15 protein-coding genes, 1 pseudogene and 1 other annotated feature are annotated in these 21169 nt (G+C 34.6%); of the genes and pseudogenes, 6 read left to right on the forward strand and 10 right to left on the reverse strand.

Features of this window, described 5'->3' with window-relative positions; genetic code table 11:
• Positions 1-38: 38 nt before the first annotated feature.
• The 3 genes from OCV53_RS10150 (at position 39) to OCV53_RS10160 (ending at position 3328) form a co-directional block, all read left to right on the forward strand.
• Positions 39-1379 carry an MATE family efflux transporter gene (locus OCV53_RS10150; protein WP_022374538.1) on the forward strand — a complete coding sequence of 447 codons (1341 nt, stop codon included), beginning with the start codon at positions 39-41 and terminating at the stop codon, positions 1377-1379.
• Positions 1380-1544: 165 nt separating this feature from the next.
• A complete protein-coding gene (locus OCV53_RS10155) occupies positions 1545-3032 on the forward strand; it encodes an AAA family ATPase (protein WP_055198088.1) in 1488 nt (495 codons plus the stop codon).
• Positions 3033-3172: 140 nt separating this feature from the next.
• Positions 3173-3328 (forward strand): hypothetical protein, encoded by a 156-nt coding sequence (locus tag OCV53_RS10160; protein WP_022374536.1) that lies wholly within the window; start codon positions 3173-3175, stop codon positions 3326-3328.
• A 248-nt stretch (positions 3329-3576) separates the two neighbouring features.
• Here OCV53_RS10160 and feoB read toward each other — a convergent pair whose 3' ends face one another.
• The 9 genes and pseudogenes from feoB to OCV53_RS10205 all read right to left on the reverse strand — a co-directional run bounded on the left by feoB (position 3577) and on the right by OCV53_RS10205 (position 16930).
• Positions 3577-5922 carry a ferrous iron transport protein B gene (gene feoB / locus OCV53_RS10165; protein WP_055198090.1) on the reverse strand — a complete coding sequence of 782 codons (2346 nt, stop codon included), beginning with the start codon at positions 5920-5922 and terminating at the stop codon, positions 3577-3579.
• 228 nt (positions 5923-6150) lie between these two features.
• Positions 6151-8694: a heavy metal translocating P-type ATPase gene (locus tag OCV53_RS10170; RefSeq protein WP_055198091.1), complete on the reverse strand. Its 2544-nt coding sequence runs from the start codon at positions 8692-8694 to the stop codon at positions 6151-6153.
• 30 nt (positions 8695-8724) lie between these two features.
• On the reverse strand, positions 8725-9033 hold the full coding sequence (locus OCV53_RS10175) for a metal-sensing transcriptional repressor (protein ID WP_022374533.1): 309 nt from the start codon (positions 9031-9033) through the stop codon (positions 8725-8727).
• Between the two features lie 297 nt (positions 9034-9330).
• The gene (gene thrS, locus OCV53_RS10180) at positions 9331-11256 is read right to left on the reverse strand and encodes a threonine--tRNA ligase (RefSeq protein ID WP_055198093.1); all 1926 of its coding nucleotides are present in this window, start codon (positions 11254-11256) and stop codon (positions 9331-9333) included.
• A 117-nt stretch (positions 11257-11373) separates the two neighbouring features.
• Positions 11374-11597 (reverse strand) — a binding site (T-box leader).
• 90 nt (positions 11598-11687) lie between these two features.
• Positions 11688-12896 carry a glucosaminidase domain-containing protein gene (locus tag OCV53_RS10185; RefSeq protein WP_022374531.1) on the reverse strand — a complete coding sequence of 403 codons (1209 nt, stop codon included), beginning with the start codon at positions 12894-12896 and terminating at the stop codon, positions 11688-11690.
• 143 nt (positions 12897-13039) lie between these two features.
• Positions 13040-13603 (reverse strand): DNA-3-methyladenine glycosylase I, encoded by a 564-nt coding sequence (locus OCV53_RS10190; protein ID WP_022374530.1) that lies wholly within the window; start codon positions 13601-13603, stop codon positions 13040-13042.
• 49 nt (positions 13604-13652) lie between these two features.
• A pseudogene (locus OCV53_RS12485) lies at positions 13653-13835 on the reverse strand (hypothetical protein); the annotation flags it as partial.
• Positions 13780-15642 (reverse strand): ATP-dependent nuclease, encoded by a 1863-nt coding sequence (locus OCV53_RS10200; protein WP_022374529.1) that lies wholly within the window; start codon positions 15640-15642, stop codon positions 13780-13782. The pseudogene OCV53_RS12485 and the gene OCV53_RS10200, both read right to left, overlap by 56 nt.
• Positions 15643-15688: 46 nt before the next feature.
• Positions 15689-16930, reverse strand: a complete 1242-nt coding sequence (locus tag OCV53_RS10205) for an Nramp family divalent metal transporter (protein ID WP_055198097.1) — start codon at positions 16928-16930, stop codon at positions 15689-15691.
• 178 nt (positions 16931-17108) lie between these two features.
• Here OCV53_RS10205 and OCV53_RS10210 point away from each other — a divergent pair, with 178 nt between their 5' ends.
• The 3 genes from OCV53_RS10210 to OCV53_RS10220 all read left to right on the forward strand — a co-directional run bounded on the left by OCV53_RS10210 (position 17109) and on the right by OCV53_RS10220 (position 20132).
• Positions 17109-18209 (forward strand): tyrosine-type recombinase/integrase, encoded by a 1101-nt coding sequence (locus OCV53_RS10210; RefSeq protein WP_055198099.1) that lies wholly within the window; start codon positions 17109-17111, stop codon positions 18207-18209.
• 128 nt (positions 18210-18337) lie between these two features.
• On the forward strand, positions 18338-19081 hold the full coding sequence (locus OCV53_RS10215; RefSeq protein ID WP_022374526.1) for a sulfite exporter TauE/SafE family protein: 744 nt from the start codon (positions 18338-18340) through the stop codon (positions 19079-19081).
• Positions 19082-19259: 178 nt separating this feature from the next.
• Entirely contained in the window at positions 19260-20132 is an 873-nt protein-coding gene (locus tag OCV53_RS10220) for a methionyl aminopeptidase (RefSeq protein WP_055198100.1), read from the forward strand.
• Between the two features lie 62 nt (positions 20133-20194).
• Here the strand turns inward: OCV53_RS10220 and OCV53_RS10225 are convergent, their stop codons facing one another.
• The gene (locus tag OCV53_RS10225; RefSeq protein WP_055198102.1) at positions 20195-20941 is read right to left on the reverse strand and encodes a fibronectin type III domain-containing protein; all 747 of its coding nucleotides are present in this window, start codon (positions 20939-20941) and stop codon (positions 20195-20197) included.
• Positions 20942-21169 lie beyond the last annotated feature (228 nt).

A 21169-nucleotide genomic window follows, 5' to 3' on the forward strand; every position in this document is an offset into this window, starting at 1 on the left:
TATAAAATGAGTAAATAAAAATAAACAGGAGATTTTTTATGGAACGAGACTTAACACATGGAAGTATTGGAAGAAATATTTTAAGATTTTCACTTCCATATTTTTTATCGTATTTTTTACAGACACTATATGGAATGGCAGATTTATTTATTATTGGACAGTTTGATTCTGTTTCTGGGACAACAGCTGTCTCTATTGGTAGTCAGGTAATGCATATGATCACCGTTATGATTGTTGGAATTGCAATGGGTACAACCGTTATGATTGGTAAATCAGTCGGAGCAAAATTAAAAAAAGAAACATCAAAGATCATCGGAAATACGATTACTTTATTTTTAGGTATTTCCATCGTTTTAACATGTATTTTATTGTTTTTTGTAAATCCAATCGTAGATATTATGTCTACACCAACACAAGCTGTTGCAGGAACGAGAGCTTATCTTATGATCTGTTTTGCAGGAATCCCTTTAATTACAGCATATAATATCATAAGTTCTATTTTCAGAGGCCTTGGAGATTCCAAAAGTCCGATGTATTTTATTGCGGTTGCATGTTTTTTTAATATTATATTAGACTATATCTTTATTGGCATATTCCACCTTGGTGCTTCTGGAGCAGCACTTGGAACAACTCTTGCACAAACGATCAGCGTTGTTATCGCTTTATTAGCAATATTAAAAAAGAACACAGGTATTTCTGTTCACAAAGAGGATTTGAAACCACAGGCTCGAACTTTAAAGAATATTTTACAGATTGGAATTCCTATTTCACTTCAGGATGGATTTATCCAAATATCCTTTATTATCATAACGATCATTGCAAACCAAAGAGGTTTAAATGATGCTGCCGCTGTTGGAATTGTTGAGAAGATCATTAGTTTTGTATTTCTCGTTCCATCCTCTATGCTGTCTTGTGTATCTGCAATTTCTGCACAAAATATCGGAGCTGGAAAGGATGATCGTGCTTATAAAACATTACAGTATGCAACAATGATTGCTGTAAGTTTTGGACTAGTTGTCGCTGTTTGTATGCAGTTTATCTCTAATCCAGTTGTCGGAATTTTTACAAATGATGTGTTTGTTATCAAGATGGGAAGTCAATATATCAGAAGTTACATATGGGATTGTATGATTGCAGGAATTCATTTTAGTTTCAGTGGTTATTTCTGTGCTTATGGTAAATCAGGAATTTCATTTTTACATAATGTATTGTCCATTGTGCTGATCCGAATTCCAGGTGCATTTTTGGCTTCAAAATATTTTGCTAACACACTTTATCCAATGGGTTTTGCCGCACCATGTGGATCATTACTGTCCGTCATCATATGTATCTCTGCACTTTATTATTTTAAAAATATTAAAAAAGAAATAACCGTATAAATAAAGTACGAGATTGAAGTAAAACTTATGAACAGCATACTTTAATATGCTTTAACCATAAAATTTCATATTTATTATGGTTAAAACAATCAATTTTTGGTAAAATTGCATTAAGATATATTTATATAATACCAAAGAGATAATAAAAAATAGGAGTAACTTATTATGCCAGTATTTGATTTTAGTAACGATACAACCGGGAAACAAGAAGAAGCCGTTTGTACTTATACAACTTTTTCTTCTAACGAAGATCATGCAACAATTAAATGTCCAATCTTAATTCTTTCAAACAAACGAAAAGACTGGGCGCATCATTCCTGTGGTTTTTTTTCAAATCAGGACAAACAAACTGCCTTTGAATTTGAAGAAGAAGATGGGACGATCATTTCTGATATCTTACGAATTGATGCACGATTCGTAAGTTTGATCAAATGGCTTGGAGAAAATCATATTCATGTTCGTCTATCAGGAGAAAACACATCCGAAGGCTATTGTGTATATAAGATTCGTGAAATAGCTTTTGGAGGTGGTACAAAGTTATCAGCGGAAGATGGGTTCCTTCAGTTTATGATCGAACGTTTATTCCAAAGTGATGCACCTGAGGATAAACCATCTGATGAAAATCAAGATGAAATGGGTGATGATATGAAACTTACAAGTATTCAAAGTATTACCGATTTTATGACATGTGCAGGCCGTACTTTGCCAGATAACATCCGATTATGGGCCAGAAGAAACCTTGCTGTTGCACGTTCCCATGAAGTATCACAAGAAGAAAGAAGACATGCTCAGCGTGCATTATCAATCATGATGAATATTCAGTGGAAGAGTGATTATTTTAAAGCAATTGATCCAGATGAAGCCAGAAAGATTCTGGATGAAGAACTTTATGGTATGGAGCGTGTGAAACAAAGAATCATTGAAACGATCATTCAGATCAATCGTACCCATACATTACCAGCATATGGATTATTATTAGTCGGTCCTGCTGGAACAGGAAAATCACAGATTGCATACGCTGTAGCCAGAATTTTAAAGCTTCCATGGACAACCCTTGATATGAGTTCTATCAATGATCCAGAACAGCTCACTGGAAGCTCCAGAATATATGCAAATGCGAAACCTGGAATCATTATGGATGCATTTTCCATGGCGGGAGAATCAAATCTTGTATTCATTATCAATGAGCTTGATAAAGCAAATTCAGGAAAAGGAAATGGAAACCCAGCCGATGTATTATTAACCTTACTTGACAATCTTGGATTTACAGACAATTATATGGAATGTATGATCCCAACTGTTGGTGTTTATCCAATTGCTACCGCAAATGAAAAAGATCAGATCAGTGCACCTTTGATGTCACGTTTTGCAGTCATTGATATTCCTGATTATACACCAGAAGAGAAGAAGGCTATTTTCTCGAGATTTGCACTCCCAAAGATTTTAAAACGTATGGGACTTAAAGAAGATGAATGTATCATGACAGATGAAGCCTTGGATACTGTAATTGAACTGTATTCAGAAACAACAGGAATCAGAGATCTTGAGCAGGCGGCAGAACATATTGCAGCGAATGCATTATATCAGATTGAAGTTCATCACGTATCCAGCGTAACATTTGATGGTAAAATGGTAAGAGAATTATTATTATAAAATCATAACAAGTGTTGGTATTTAAGAAGCCAATATTTGACGAAATATCAAAAATAATGATATAGTAAAAAATATCAGATATTATAAATATTAACATAATGAAACAATCAATGAAACAATCAAACGGAGGTCAAATTGCCATGGACATGGAAAAAATCTATTTAACTATGAAACGTACTGGAGCTGGAAACATTGTTCTTGGAATCTTATCCATTTGTGTTGGTCTTACATCAGGAATCATGCTGATCGTAACTGGTGCAAATTTATTAAAGAAAAAGAAGCACATTAGTTTTTAATTTTACAATTTGAATTTAATTAAGGGAACATTTAAAAATCAATTTAGATGTTCCCTTAATTTTTTATAGAAATTAGTGATTAAAAGATAGAAAGAATAGGTATATTTCCAAAGATTAATCTATACGCAAAATACCAATTTAAATTATAGATTAGAATAAAGAATTAAGAAGCCGGCATTTTACCGGCTTCTCTCGATATTTTTTATCTATTTGGATTCTTTTAAATCAGTTTCAAAATATTACTTATTTTACATAAATCCAATTGCTACTCCAATTAATCTTATGATCAATGCTGCAATCCATGCGATGATACATTGCCACAATGCAAGACCAACCGCCCATCTTGTTCCTAATTCACGTTTAACAGATGCAATTGCTGCAACACATGGAGAATACAGTAAACTAAATACTAATAAAGAACTTGCTGCCAACGGCGTGATTGCTGCTGTGATATTTCCATTAAATAAAACCCCTAATGTTGAAACAACGCTCTCCTTTGCCATAAATCCACTGAGCAAGGACGTTACAATTCTCCAGTCTCCTAATCCTAATGGTGATAATAAAGGAGCTATGAATCCAGCTACTATTGCTAAAATACTATGAGCAGAATCTTCTACCATATTTAACTGTAGATCAAATCTTTGTAAAAACCATACCACAATTGTTGCAACTAAGATCACGGAAAACGCTTTCTGTAAGAAATCTTTTGCTTTTTCCCATAATAACTGTACTACATTCTTCGCTCCTGGAAGTCTGTAATTTGGTAATTCCATAACAAAAGGTACTGGTTCTCCTTTAAATAAAGTCCCATTATATAAAAATGCAATCAAAATGCCGATTACGATTCCTAATAAATATAATCCAGCCATAATAAATCCCCCACGTTTTGGGAAAAATGCACTGACAAAGAAAGAATATATCGGAAGTTTTGCAGTACAACTCATAAATGGTGTCAAAAGAATCGTCATCTTACGATCTCGTTCGCTCGTTAAAGTTCTTGTTGCCATAACCGCTGGAACGGTACATCCAAAACCAATCAGCATTGGAACAATACTTCGTCCAGATAATCCAATCTTTCGAAGCATTTTATCCATAACAAATGCAACTCTTGCTATGTATCCGCTATCTTCCATCAATGATAAGAAGAAAAATAATGTTACAATGATTGGCAAAAAGCTTAGTACACTTCCTACTCCAGTGAAAATTCCATCAATGATCAGACTATGAATCGCATGGTTGACATGAGCTGCAGTTAATGCCTGATCCGTAAGTCCTGAAAGCTTATCAATTCCTAATTCCAGGATTCCTTGAAGCCAGGCACCGATCACATTAAATGTCAAATAAAATACCAAAACCATGATTCCTATAAAACAAGGAATCGCTGTATATTTTCCTGTTAAAATACGATCAATCTTTTCACTTCGGATTCGTTCTTTACTTTCTTTTGGTTTCACAACCGTCTGCTCACATAAACGTTCAATAAAATCAAATCGCATATCTGCAATTGCTGCACTTCGATCCAAGTCACGTTCTGTTTCCATTTGTTTGACGATATGATCCAACATTTCCATTTCATTTTGATCAAGTTTTAATTGTTCTAAGATCAGATGATCCCCTTCAATCGCTTTTGTCGCTGCAAAACGAACCGGTATCTGTGCTTTTTCTGCATGATCTTCAATCAAATGAATTACGGCATGAATACAGCGATGTACAGCACCATCATGATCTTCTTTATCACAAAAATCTTGTCTTAATGGTTTTTCCTGATATTTTGCAATATGAAGTGCATGTTTTACAACTTCATCGACTCCTTCGTTCTTTGCTGCTGAAATCGGAATAACTGGAACACCAAGCAAGGATTCCATTTCGTTTACATTAATTGATCCTTGGTTTCCAAGCACTTCATCCATCATATTTAAAGCCACAACCATTGGTATATCCATTTCCAGTAATTGCATAGTAAGATATAAATTACGCTCAATATTTGTTGCATCCAAAATATTAATGATTGCCTTTGGTTTATTTTCTAATACAAAATTTCTGGAAACAATCTCTTCATTGCTGTAAGGCGACATGGAATAAATTCCCGGAAGATCTGTTACATTCGTTTCTGGATGTCCTTTGATCGATCCATCTTTTCGATCGACTGTAACACCTGGAAAGTTCCCAACATGTTGATTAGCCCCAGTTAACTGATTAAATAACGTTGTTTTGCCACAGTTTTGATTTCCAACTAAAGCATAAGTTAATGGTGTTCCATCTGGAAGTGGATGTTCATCTTCTTTAGAATGATATTTTCCCTCTTCGCCCAGACCAGGATGTTCAGAGGTTTTCATATATTCTGCACCTTTATGACTTCTGCTTCTTTTCACAATTGGATCAATTTCAATCTGGTCGGCTTCTTCTAAACGAAGTGTCAGTTCATATCCATGAATCTGCACTTCCATGGGATCCCCCATTGGTGCAAGTTTTATAACTGTGATTTCAACACCTGGGATCATTCCCATGTCAAGAAAATGCTGTCTTAGTGCACCATGGCTACCAACACTTTTGATCACTGCACTTTTACCGACTTTTAATTCTTTTAGTGTCATAGTTTCATATCCTTTATCTTTAATTGTTATAATTGATTAGATATTTCTAACCAGACATATTGTATCACACTTTTGATAATTTTTCTCAATTATTCTTTAATTTTAAATAAAAAATAGCGTAAAATCCACATGATCCATGCAAATACTACACTATTTTTTATAACAATATTGATTTTTATGAGATATATTATAAAATATCTTAGAATAATTTATAACAATCTTTGCTTTTTATTCAATTCCTGTTACTTTGTAATCTTTGTCTTCAATGGTCTGTGTTAAAACTTCGTCTGAAATTTCAGTTGTCATAGAAACAACAGCTGTTCCACTTTCATGGCTTACCACTGCTTCTGTAACACCATCAATTGACTCTAAAGCTTTCTTTACAGTAGCTTCGCAGTGTCCACACATCATTCCTTCGATTTTCATTGTTTTCTTCATTGTTATTTCCTCCTGTTTTGTTGTATTTTGAACTTGAATATTTTCAAGTACTACACTATTTTTAATTTTCTTATCCTTGCTGGCATCATGCATTTTAAAGAAGTTTAATCTTAATGCATTGGTAACAACACAGAAACTTGATAAACTCATTGCCGCTGCACCAAACATCGGATTTAGTTTCCATTCAAGTAACATATACCATGCACCTGCGGCTAATGGAATTCCGATAATGTTATAGATAAATGCCCAGAATAAGTTTTCGTGAATATTCTTAAGTGTTGCACGACTTAAACGGATTGCTGCTGGTACATCGCTCAGACGGCTCTTCATTAAGACAACATCCGCTGCATCGATTGCGATATCGGTACCTGCTCCAATTGCAATCCCCATATCCGCTCTTGTAAGTGCCGGTGCATCATTGATTCCATCACCGACCATTGCAACTTTTCCTTTTTCTTTTAAGTCACGGATAACACTTTCTTTCCCTTCTGGCAAGACTCCTGCAATTACCTGATCAACGCCTGCTTGTTCACCAATAGATTTGGCAGTACGTTCATTATCTCCAGTCAGCATAACAACACGGATTCCCATATTTTGAAGTTCTTTCACTGCCTGTGGGCTGTCTTCTTTGATCACGTCTGCAACGGCAATAATACCGATCAGCTGATTATCACATGCAAAGAATAATGGTGTTTTTCCCTGATTCGCCAGTTCTTCTGATTTCTTGATCATAGATGCTGAGATCATTGCATATTTTTCAATAAATCTTTGGTTACCACCATAGATCATTTCGTTCTCAATCTTTCCTGAAAGTCCATTTCCAGCAACTGCCTGGAAGTCTTTAATCTCAAAATTGTCATTAATCTGTGTTTCTTCTGCTTTCTGTAAGATCGCATGTGCAAGAGGATGCTCACTTTTTTTCTCTAAAGCATAGGCCATAGAGAGTAATTCCTCTTCACTGATACCATCTACAGGTACCATATCTGTAACTTGTGGTTTACCACTTGTGATCGTTCCTGTCTTATCTAGGGCAACAATCTGTGTCTTTCCTGTTTCTTCTAAGGACACGGCTGTCTTAAACATAATTCCATGTTTGGCACCCATTCCGTTTCCGACCATGATCGCTACAGGTGTCGCAAGTCCTAAAGCACAAGGACAGCTGATGACTAAGACAGAAATACCTCTTGCAAGTGCAAATCCAAAACTCTGTCCTACAAGCAGCCAGATAGCGATCGTAGCAAGTGCGATACAGATAACAGTTGGAACAAAAACTCCTGATACTTTATCTGCAACTTTTGCGATCGGTGCTTTAGTCGCAGCTGCATCACTGACCATCTGAATGATCTGTGAAAGTGTTGTATCTTCACCGACTCTTGTTGCCTCACATTTTAAATAACCAGATGTATTTAATGTTGCGGCGGATACAACATCACCTTCTTTTTTATCCACTGGGATACTTTCTCCTGTTAAGGCAGATTCATTTAACGCACTATTTCCTTCAATGATAATACCATCTACTGGTATATTCTCTCCTGGTTTTACAACAAAAATATCTCCTTGATTTACCTGTTCGATCGCGACTTCCATTTCCTGTCCATTTCGGATTACAACAGCTGTCTTTGGTGCCAGTTTCATAAGGCTCTTTAAGGCATCTGTTGTTTTACCTTTTGATCTTGCTTCTAACATCTTTCCAACTGTGATCAGTGTTAAGATCATAGCAGCAGATTCAAAATAGAATTCATGCATATATTTCATGACTGCATCCATGTTTTGATGCATCTGTGCGTCCGTTATGGCAAATAGAATATACACACTGTATCCATAAGAAGCGGCTGAACCTAACGCTACCAGAGTATCCATGTTCGGTGCTTTATGGAATAAACTCTTAAATCCGCTGATAAAAAACTTCTGGTTGATTACCATGATGATCGTTGTAAATAACAGTTGGATCAGTCCCATTGCTACATGATTTCCTTCTAGAATCTTAGGAATAGGCCAGTTCCACATCATGTGTCCCATTGACAGATACATTAACGGGATTAAAAAGCACAGAGATGCGATCAGACGTTTTCTTAAGACAGGGGTTTCTCTGTCTTTTAATAAATCTTCATCTGAAAAACTGCTTTGTGTCTGTGTTCCCTTCTTCTTTGCTCCATATCCGGCATCTTCAACTGCTTTGATGATTGCAGATGGATCTGCGGTTCCTTCGACACCCATTGAGTTTGTCAACAGGCTTACAGAGCAGTATGTTACTCCCTCGACACTGGAAACCGCTTTCTCCACGCGTGCACTGCAAGCAGCACAGCTCATGCCAGTCACTTGATATTGCTCCATGGTTTCCCTTCCTTTCATTTTATTAAATTATTATTTCATTAGTTTTTGTAAAACTTTTACTAACTCATCGATCGTTTCGTCTTTGCCTTCTCTGATATCTTCAGCTACGCAGGTTCTGATATGATTGGCAAGAAGGACTTTATTGAAACTGTTTAAAGCTGCATTGACTGCAGATACCTGAACTAAGATGTCCGTGCAATAAGTATCGTTCTCTACCATCTTTTTTATTCCTCGAACTTGTCCTTCAATACGGCTTAGACGATTAATAAGGTCTTTATATTCTTTATCTGAACGTTCCTTTGTCTTGTGATGACAATAACATTCTTTTTTTTCTTCCATATAGTTTCCTCCTTTACGATTGGTATTATATACCCTGCCTAGGTATATTACAAGAGGTTTCTTTGAGAAAAAGTTGCAATTATATCACAAATCCTACTTGACAGCTTACAAACCGTGCAGAAAAATATGAAAATATTGATTGATACAAATAATGAAAGTAGACTTTATTGTAACTCGTAATATCAAGGATTTTATCGAAAGTAAAGTACCAGCTATGAAACCTGAGGAACTATTAGAACAAATATAAAGAAAAAAGGAGGTATTCCACAAATGTGGTACCTCCTTTTCATTTGATATCTAGTCTTCTTTCTCAACCTTACGGTTTTCTCTATTTGCGATTTCTTCTTTAATTCCAGCTAAGAAATCATCTAACTTCATCTGTCCTTCGTCACCTTTGAATCGGCTTCTTACAGATACAGCCTCGTTTTCTTCTTCTTTTCCACCAACAACTAACATATATGGAATCTTCTGAAGCTGTGCTTCACGGATCTTATATCCCATCTTCTCAGCTCTTGTATCGATGTCTGCACGGATTCCTGCTGCCTTTAATGTATCAAGTACTTTTGTGGCATAATCTAAATGCTTGTCAGAGATAGGAATCACTTCAACCTGCACTGGAGCTAACCATGTAGGGAAAGCACCTGCAAAATGTTCGATCAAGATACCAATGAAACGTTCGATAGATCCGAATGCAACACGATGGATCATGATTGGACGATGTTTCTCTCCATCAGCTCCTGTGTAATGAAGATCGAATCGTAATGGAAGCTGGAAGTCAAGCTGAATGGTTCCACACTGCCATGTTCTTCCGATAGAATCCTCTAAATGGAAGTCAATCTTAGGTCCGTAGAAAGCTCCATCACCTTCATTAACTACATAATCAAGTCCAAGATCATCTAAGGCTGCACGAAGTGATTCTGTTGCAAGTTCCCAATCTTCGTCACTTCCCATACTATCATCTGGGCGTGTAGAAAGCTCTACATGATATTTAAATCCAAATAAGCTGTAAACCTGATCGATCAGTGCTGCAACACCTTTGATCTCATCTTTGATCTGATCTGGTGTCATAAAGATATGTGCATCATCCTGTGTAAAGCAGCGAACACGCATTAATCCATGTAACTGACCAGATTTTTCATGACGATGTACTAAACCTAACTCACCCATTCTTAATGGAAGATCTCTGTAAGAACGTGGTTCTGATTCATATACAAGAACTCCACCTGGACAGTTCATAGGTTTGATCGCGAAATCCTGATCATCGATCACTGTTGTATACATATTTTCTTTGTAATGATCCCAGTGTCCTGATGTTTCCCATAAATGACGACTTAACATAATAGGTGTTGAGATTTCAACATATCCAGCCTTCTGATGGATTTCACGCCAATAATCTAATAATGTATTTTTAAGCACCATACCTTTTGGAAGGAAGAATGGGAATCCAGGTCCTTCTTCTCTCATCATAAACAGACCAAGTTCTTTTCCAAGTTTACGATGATCACGTTTCTTTGCTTCTTCCATCATTGTAAGATATGCATCTAATTCTGCTTTCTTTGTGAATGCAGTACCATAGATTCTTGTAAGCATCTGGTTATGCTCATCTCCACGCCAGTAAGCACCTGCAATACTTGTAAGTTTGAATGCTTTCACTGGTTTTGTAGTCATTAAGTGAGGTCCTGCACAAAGATCGACGAATTCTCCCTGCTGATAAAAGCTGATCACAGAATCTTCTGGAAGATCTTCAATCAGTTCTACTTTATAAGGTTCGTTTCTTTCTTTCATAAATGCGATTGCTTCATCTCTAGGTTTTGTAAAACATGTAATCTCAAGATTCTCTTTGACGATCTTCTTCATTTCTTTTTCAATTTTTTCAAGATCATCCTGTGTAAATGGAGTATCTTTCTCCATATCATAGTAGAAACCATTGTCGATAGAAGGTCCGATCGCAAGTTTTGTTTCTGGGTACAGACGTTTGACTGCCTGAGCTAAAATATGAGATGCTGTATGACGGAATGCATGTTTTCCTTCATCAGAATCAAATGTTAAGATATTTAATTCGCAATCTTTGTCAATGACAGTTCTAAGATCAACAACTTCTCCATCAACCTCTCCTGCACAGGCAACTCTTGCCAGTCCTTCACTAATATCTTTTGCGATATCAATGACAGACATATTGTTTTCATACTCTTTTACAGATCCATCTTTTAATGTAATCTTCATCTTCTTGTTCATCCTTTCTTGATATATAACGTTTTATTTATTCCATTGTCAATCTATTATGAAGCTATTCATAGAAAATTGATCATGGAAATAAAAAATCCCATGGACTAATAAAATCCATGGGACGAGTTATCGCGGTTCCACCCTGGTTATCTGTTTCATACCATGTGATAATAAATTTCAGAAACAGATCACTTAATCGACAGTTAACGGTGTCAACCGAGCTGGTTTACAGCTACTCCGAGGTGGTCTTCCTTTGTTTCTCTGCTTAGGATACTCACAGCTTATGTATCCCTCTCTGTAAGCCTTTCACAAAGTACTCTTCTCATCAACGTTTTGTTATTATCTTTTCATTTCTTGTAAATTATAGCATTGTGTTATTATAAAATCAATGAAAAAATAAAATTTTTTAAAACTTTATTTTGAAAATATTACAATTGATTCATTAATTGATAAGCATCATTTACTACTGCTGCTGCCCATTCTCCGCCAACGCAATAATGTTTATTCACATCCTCAGCAGAAGTTCCTGCATAATAACTACCTCCCGCTGTAAGATATTTCTCATGTAAAGTCTTAGCTGTCGTTAGTAATCCTTCTTCTTTTGTAGCTTTGTTAATTCCCTTTGCGCTGTCAGAAGTTACGCCATATCCAGTAAGATTATTATCCTCTCTTGCACGTCTGCTTGTTCCCCATGCACTTTCATGTGCTGCAATTCCCATTAAAAAGACAGCATTAACATGATATTTTTCTTCTGCTTTTACATAGGCTTTCGCATCTGCATAAAGAGCCGTTCCTTTTAACATCTGTTTAGCATCATCTACTGTAATATGACTTAATAAACTTACATTATTCGGATTAAAATATCTTGTCTGATTTTCCTTTGAAATATCTTTCTTTAACTGCTTGATCTTTTTATTGATAGTAGCAATCTTTTGCTGCATTGGCTTTACTGGAAGAATCTTTTCATTTTTTAAATACTGATTCAGATTAAAATTATCGTTCTTATCGAGTAAAGTTTCAAAATCTGGATGATTAATTCCAAATACATACTTTCCTGCAATTGTATTTAATTGTTTATCTCCAAACAAATCTGCAAGTTCATAAAGATCATCTCTCATAGCTTCATCTTTTTTGGATATTTTCATTGCAGGAGTTATCTCCTGACCAAATAATGCAATTTCCGCTTTTGAATTTGCTGTGTATTTCTCATAAAATGTTTTGAGCGTTTCTTCTTTTTTGGCTTCAAGCTTCATCTGTTTGAAAATCTTAGCTTTTTCTTTTCTTAATTTTGCAATTTTTGCCTGCTTGGAAGAGATTCGACGTTCCATCGCCTGTGTACTGCTTTTGCTAATTACCTGAGTCGGCATTGGAACTACTTTTTCTTCATTGTCTGATTTCTTACCATTCTTATCTTTGGAAATTTTCTTCTTTGTTATTTTTGTTTTCTTTTTTCTAGATGTCTTCTTTTTTTCTGTTTTCGTTGTGGATTGTGTTGACATTTCTGTTGTTGTTTCTGTCTTCACTGTAGATTCCATTTCCTGTTGCGCTTTTGCTACTTGTGTATCATCTGCGTTAACTGGTATTACAGACATCGTCATAATTGCACACATAAATGCTGTCATAACCCTGCGTCTCATAATTGTTCCTCCTTATGTCTCTGCATTCTGCTTATGATACTTTCTATATTCTAATACTCAAATTTTCTCTGGTAATTTTTACCTTACTCCTTTTTTAATAAAAATTCAAGTACGCTTTCACGTACTTGCTATAAAATACTGTATTATGATTTTTCCTTCCATAAAAAGCAGTCTTTTTCATGGGAATAGATTACTCCAACTGCTTGAAGATAAGAATAGATGATCGTTGTTCCAACAAATTTCATTCCTCGTGTTTTTAAATCTTTTGATATCTTATCGGACAATTCTGAAGAGGTTTTTCCTGTTTCATAGATGACTTTGTGATCTGTAAATTGCCATAAATATTCTGAAAAACTTTTATATTCCTTTTGGATCTTAAGGAAAATCTGTGCGTTTGTAACTGCTGCTGCTATCTTTCTCTGATTTCTTATGATTCTTTCATTTTGTTTTAATTCTGCTTGTTTCTTTTCATCATATGTACTAACTTTATGTACATCAAAACCATCAAATGCTTCTCTAAATGCTTCTCGTTTATTTAGTACACATTCCCATGATAATCCTGCCTGAAAGGATTCTAAGATCAACATTTCAAATAACTTATGGTCATCATGGACAGGCATTCCCCACTCTTTATCATGATATTCAATATATGCTTGACTCTTCGGATTTGTCCAACAACATCTCTTTTTCCCATCTTTATATTTCATAAAAACTTTCTCCATGTATTCAATATTTTTTCATATCTAGTCTATTATACAAGATATCATCGACCTGCTGATTGATTGTATATTCTGCGATTTCTACTTCGTCAATATATGGCTTTGCATAGGAGCGAAGACAATAAACTGCCAAGTTCGAATTTATCCCATACTTTCTTTTTATTTTACTTATCTTTTTGTTTCGTCTTACTTTGAAAATAGATAAATGAATCTGCTGCATCAAGAATATCAGAAAATTCCTTTCTTGGTGCGATCTCAATATATTTTTTTAATAATTCTTTTTCTTCTTTTTTGTATTTTCCATAAAATATATCAAATAAATTATGCCCACGAACGTATGTTCTGATTGCTTCCATATGTTCTTTCATATCCTGAGAGGATACAAAATCACGTCCCATAATCTGTATTAAATGAATCCCACTCTTGATCCTATGCAAGTATTCTCTCCATTTATCATATAAAATCTCATAAAAAGTATCTTCGGATTCTACAATCCCAAGCTTCGTCATGATCTTAGGATTTAAAAAGTAATTTTCAAAAGAATAATATTTTAAGATCAATACGTTTTTTCTTGTTACTTTAGGCAAATGATCGACATCGATAAGATTACGTTCATCATAATATTTACAAAGCTGCTTGCCAAGCATATCACGATCTTTCCCATCACTGTCACGAATCATTAAAAAGCGGTCTTTCATATATACCTGATTCATATATTTTAAATTGGCATAGGTTTTGATATTGGTACAACTGTTTGTCGTAAGGATCGCTACTCGATTTAATCTTCCATCTTCATCATAAATTTCTGAATAATAATGATTTAATAACAGCGGTAATCTGTATTTATCTTGCTTTCCTTCTACAATAAAAACGAAATCAACATTCATAAGATCAGATGCATTATATCCAAGATCATCGAGAACCGAACTAATGTTCGTTTTCTTTTTCGCAACAGAATAAGAATCTTCATCTAAAATAATCTGACATAGTTGTTTGCTGCTAAAATTTGCTAATAAATGTGGAGAATGTGTCGTAAAGATCACTTGATTCTTCTGTGCCAGCCGATATAGAATCTCACTGGCTGTCTTTTGTAGCTGTGGATGCAAAAACATTTCTGGTTCTTCTACCATAATGATCGATGGCAGACTGTTTTCATCCATCACATAAGCCTCCAGAAGAGAAAGCATATAAATGCTTTTCATTCCACGCCCAAGACGATCTACAGAAATCGATGTATCACGTTCTTTGTTATAAGCTTCTGCATTGATCTGAAGCATCTGATCTACATCATAATTCATAGAAAAAATGATATCTTCAAAACCACCATTTTTATGGAAACTTTCATTAATACGTTTCTCGAACTGATCGATATTCATCTCATATAGTTTATACTCAAACAGTTTTGCTGCTTCAAATGCATTTAATTCCTGCGGGGTTTTCTGATTAATCAGGCCGATACATTGAAAACAATGTGTACACGGTTTGACTGAATCAAACATACAACAATTGGTACGCATGATCTTAAGCAGATTATCTTCCTGCAACATAAAAAGATCATCCTGGATCTGTTTTAAATTACGATTTGTTCCAATAAAATAAATCGTTGGGAAAATCTCTCTGATATATTTATTATGTTTCTTTTTTCCATCGTAAAAGCGTTGTTTACCTTCTTTATTAGCGATAAACGTAAATGTAATCTCTTCATTTTGATATGATGGAAGTTTGCTTTCAAAATCATTTTTCCAAAGATCGTATTTCTTATACTGACTTACTATGCCATTTTTATGAAAAATATGAAGATCTTCTTCTGTGAGCGATAATGTAAATCTAATCTCTATATTTTGCATAGTTTCGTTAAAATCATCCTCAGAAATTTCATAAGATCCTTCTACTGCACGCAATGCATGAAGAATGGATGACTTTCCAGTGTTATTCTTTCCAACAAGGATCAGAGCATTCTGGATATCTGATATTTCCATATGCCGGATTGATTTAAAGTTTTTGATTGATAAATATTTAATTTCCATACGATGCTCCTTTCTTTTGTGCTTTTTATTATCTCATTTTTTATGCTTAAAATCCAGTCGCAAACAAACAGATATTCAAAAATGTTACGATCAGCGCAATGGTAAACAATATGATTTTTAATCGTTTCGAATTTGCATATTTTCCCATAACCTTTTTCGAAGATGTCAGATAAATCTGCGTAAAAATCGTGATTGGAAGTTGAATTGCTAAAAACATTTGAGAATAGATCAATCCATCAAATGGAGATTTGATCAACAAAATGATCAGTACTGCTGGTACCATTGTGATCAACACTCCCCTTTTTGTATCTTTATGATGAATATCATACGAATGATTAAAAATTCCAGAAAAAATAGTTCCGCCAGCCATTCCAGCTGTGATACTTGATGAGATTCCAGCCAATAATAATGCCAGTGCAAATATAATGGATGCTGCATTTCCGAGAAGTGGTGTTAACATAGAACCTGCGAGATGAATATCATCAATAGAATGACCATTTCCTTGATATAAGGTAGCTGCTGCCATTAAGATCATCGCACTATTAATTGCCCATCCAATGATCATAGAAAATAATGTGTCTTTAAATTCGTATTTTAACTGTTGTTCGATCACATTTTTATCTTTTAAATTCCATTTCCTACTCTGGATGATCTCTGAGTGTAAAAACAGATTATGTGGCATAACGACTGCTCCTAAGACACTCATAACTACTGGAAGTGAACCTTTTGGAACTTCTGGTTTTGCCCATCCGATCAATGCCTGTTTCCATTCGATATCCGAAATACAAATTTCAAATAAAAACGAAAATCCAATCAGAGATACAAATAAGATGATCAATTTCTCAATTCTGCTGTAAGCATTTGTAAACTGACACATCAACACGATTCCTAAAATGATAAACGTACCAATCTTTACTGGAATATGAAATAACATTTCCAAAGCCATTGCCCCGCCTAAAAGTTCTGCCATTGCTGTTGCGATCGATGCTGTAACTGCTGTTAATAAAATCGTATTTTTTAATCTTTTGTTGATATACAAACTTGTCGCTTCTGATAAGCATTTTCCAGTAACAATTCCTAAATGTGCTGCATTATGCTGTAAGATAACGAGCATGATCGTTGATAATGTGACCATCCATAATAATGTATATCCATAGCCAGAACCTGCAGCGATATTACTTGCCCAGTTTCCAGGATCGATAAATCCTACGGTAACTAGTAATCCTGGTCCAATATATCTTAAGAAGTTCATTGCCTCTTTTTTCGATGATCTGATAAATTGTGTCATAGATGTTCCTTTCTTTTTATTTTATTTTTAGTTAGTCCACACTAACTATCATTATACATAGAAGGAGAAAGTTTGCAAGCTTTGTGAAAAATTGATAGAATAAGTCATGTATAATATATATTTTACCCCTATTGAGTCGTGGAAAAATATATAAAACTAATAAGAAACAGGTGAATTTATGAAATCATTACCATATTATGATGATCTAACTGCAAGACAGACGATCAAATTACGTGAACTTATTAAAACACTTCCACCTTTTGCAAAAGAGTTTTTCCGTGCGATCGACTCTACTACACAAGTGAGAACTCGAATTGCTTATGCGTATGATCTGAGAGTATTCTTTCACTTTCTGATTGATGAAAATCCTGCATACAAAAATTATAAAGTCGTAGATTTTCAGGTAAGTGATCTCGATAAGATTGAATCCGTTGATCTGGAAGAATATATGGAATATCTAAAAGTATACGTTTCCGATGAGAACCATAAGCATATGCAAAATACAGAACAAGGTGTCTTTCGAAAGATGTCTGCACTTCGTTCTTTTTACGGATATTTTTACAAGCGCCAGCTGATTGAGAAGAATCCAACACTGCTTGTTGATATGCCAAAGATCCGTGAAAAGGAAATCATCAGGTTAGAAGCCGATGAAGTCGCTTCTTTGCTTGATTTTGTGGAACATGGCGGTGATCATTTAACAGGACAGAAACGTGCTTATTATGAAAAAACAAAAGAACGTGATCTTGCGATCATTACGCTTCTTCTTGGAACTGGAATCCGTGTGTCTGAATTAGTCGGATTGAATGTTGATGATGTTGACTTTCGTAATAATGGTCTTCATCTCATCCGAAAAGGACGAAAAGAAATGACAGTTTACTTTGGAAATGAAGTTGCGGATGCTTTGGAGCAGTATATGAAAGGCAGCAGAAAACTTGTTATTCCAAAGGAAGGGCATGAAGATGCTTTGTTTTATTCTATGCAAAGACGACGCATTGGTGTGCAAGCGGTTCAGAATCTTGTGAAGAAATATGCGAAGGAAGTAACTCCGCTTAAAAAGATCACGCCTCATAAACTGCGTAGTACTTATGGTACGGCTTTATATCAGGAAACGGATGATATTTATCTTGTGGCGGAAGTTCTTGGACATTCTGATGTTAATACGACCAGAAAACATTATGCAGCAATGTCTGATACGAGACGTCGTCAGGCAGCAGGAAAAGTTGTGTTAAGAGAATCTGTTTCTCATGATTCTACAAATAATAATTCCAAAAATTTATAGAAAAAAGCAGAGATCATCTATACATCGATATCTCTGCTTTTTTCTATATTTTTTAAAAATCTATTGATTTTATATGCTATGTTCTTTATAATCAGAATGTTTGTAAAAACTAGAGAGGAATATTTATTATGCTTACATTTTTAATTGTTTGTCCAGCTGTTTTTCTAGCAGGATTAATTGATGCGATTGGCGGTGGCGGTGGATTGATTTCCCTGCCAATTTATCTTTTAGCCGGATTACCGCCCCATAGAGCAATTGCTACAAATAAATTAAGTTCTTCTATGGGAACATCTGCAGCAACAATTCGCTTTGCAAAAATGGGACATATTAATTTTAAGATTGCATTAAGTTGTTCTATCACTGCTATTTTAGGATCATTTTTGGGAGCTTCTTTATCAGTGTATACGAATGAACGAATCATTCAGATTTTTATTTTAATACTTCTCCCAATCTTATTTGTATACCTTCTATTTACAAAGAAAGATTTTGATTCTTTTGCACGTAAGATTTCTAAAACAACTTATATTGCAAGTATTTTATCTGCTTTTGTAATCGGTGTTTATGATGGATTTTATGGACCTGGAACCGGAACATTTTTATTACTTTGTCTAACACGTTTTGCCGGTCTTGATGTACTGACCGCTTCTGGTGTGACAAAGTTTATTAATCTTGTGACAAACTTAACTGCATTAGTTACTTTCTTATTTTACGGAAAGGTTTATTTACTGCTTGGATTTGTTGCTGGAATCTGTTCTATTCTTGGAAATTTGATTGGATCTGGAATGCTTACAAAGAATGCTGATAAAGTATTAAAACCTGCAATTCTTGGTGTTATTTGTATTTTCTTTGTACGTACAGTTACCTCGCTCTAAATTTAATTGTTCATTAATCTCTGTCTTTAATTGGGCAGGGATTTTTTCTTTTTATATAAATGAGGAATAAAATCATTGTTACTTCATTGCTATTTCTTATTAATTATAGTAAAATTGGGATAGTTTGATGCAATATAAATCGTATCAAAAATGAATGAAGATAAAGGAAGTGCAGAAAATGGAAACTATCGGAAGAAATGATGCATGTTGGTGTGGCAGTGGAAAGAAATACAAAAAGTGCCATTGCCAGTTTGATGAGAAGTTAAAGGAATTACAGCAGGAGGGACATTTTATTCCTTCTCATGATATGATCAAAACACCAGAACAAATTGAAAAAATCAAAGAAAGTGGAAAAATCAACATTGCAGTTTTAGATTATGTTGCTGAACATATCAAAGCAGGTATCACAACACAGCAGATTGATGATTGGGTATATGAACAAACTACCTCTCGTGGTGCGATTCCTGCTCCGCTGAATTATGAAGGTTTTCCAAAAAGTGTTTGTACTTCAGTCAATGATCAGGTATGCCATGGAATTCCATCTGAAGATGTTGTTTTACAGGAAGGTGATATTATCAATGTTGATGTATCTACTATTTATCACGGTTATTTTTCAGATTCTTCCAGAATGTTTTGTATTGGTGAAGTTTCAGAAGAAAAGAAAAAGTTAGTCGATGTTACAAAAGAATGTATTGAAATTGGACTTAAACATGTAAAACCTTGGGCTTTGCTTGGTGATATGGGACATGCTATTCATGAACATGCTCTTGAAAATGGATATACTGTTGTAAGAGAAATTGGAGGTCATGGTGTTGGATTGCAGTTCCACGAAGATCCTTTTGTAAGCTATGTCTCAGAGCCAGGAACAGGTATGGTTATGGCTCCTGGAATGATGTTTACAATCGAACCTATGGTAAATATGGGAACTGATGAATTTTATGTTGACGAAGTTGACGAATGGCAAATTTATACAGAAGATGGACAGCCTTCTGCACAATGGGAAGTTCAAGTTCTTGTTACAGAAGATGGTTACGAACTTATTGCGTACTAGATTTTATTGATCTTAACAAGAAAAAGAAAAGCACTTAAAAAACGAAGTGCTTTTCTTTTTTACTATTTTATCATCTTTATATAACTCCAAGCACTATAATATGTTTTCCCGGCATCCATCTTATATGCTCTAACTTTTACATAGTATGATTTGTTCTTATGAATATTGATATTCGTGGTAGACTTTCTTTTCCCTTTAATCTTCTTTATAACAGGTTTCTTAAATTGTTTTGATGTTGATATTTGAAGATTATATCCATCTGCCTTCTTATTTTGTTTCCATGAAATTTTACATCTTGTTTTTCTAGATTTCTTGCTATATTTAATTGATGGCACTTGCAGATATAAAAAATTTTTTGTAATACTCTTGATTCCTGTATTCTCAATGAAATCTACGGAATTCACAGCATATGCATAAACCCTATATCTATAGTTTTGTCCATTTCTTACCGCATTATCTGTGTATTTATTTTTCTTTAATATCTTTAAATCTTTCCATTTGTCCTTACCCGTTTTCCTCTGTATTCGATAACCATCTGCATTTTCAACTTTCTTCCACTGAATCTTAATTCCATTCATTGTATTTGTAATTTTTTCAATGCTTGGCGGATAGAGATACATTGGTAATTCAGGTCCTGGTTCAATGATATCTTCTGGGAAATTATATTCTTGATTATCTTTTCTAGTCACATTATTTGAATCTGCTGTTTTCTCTTTTGCTGATACATTATTCTGAGCAACTGTTATTAAATTCCCAGCAATAAATAAGGATATCATCAATATGAATCCTTTTTTTAAAATTGTTCTCATGATATTTTTCTCACTTTCTTCTTATTTATCATATCATGAAATTTATATAGATACTAGTAATTTACTCCTACAAACGAAAAAAAACATCCTTATCTATAAGAATGTTCGAATTTCATTATTAAATCTATATATAAAGGATATACCTTCAAAACAACATACAAGAACTATTCACATCTCTTCCACTCTGCCTTCTTTGGTTAAAGCCTCGACCGATTAGTAACAGTCAGC

This window comes from Anaerostipes amylophilus (assembly GCF_025567365.1).
GTDB lineage: Bacteria > Bacillota > Clostridia > Lachnospirales > Lachnospiraceae > Anaerostipes > Anaerostipes amylophilus.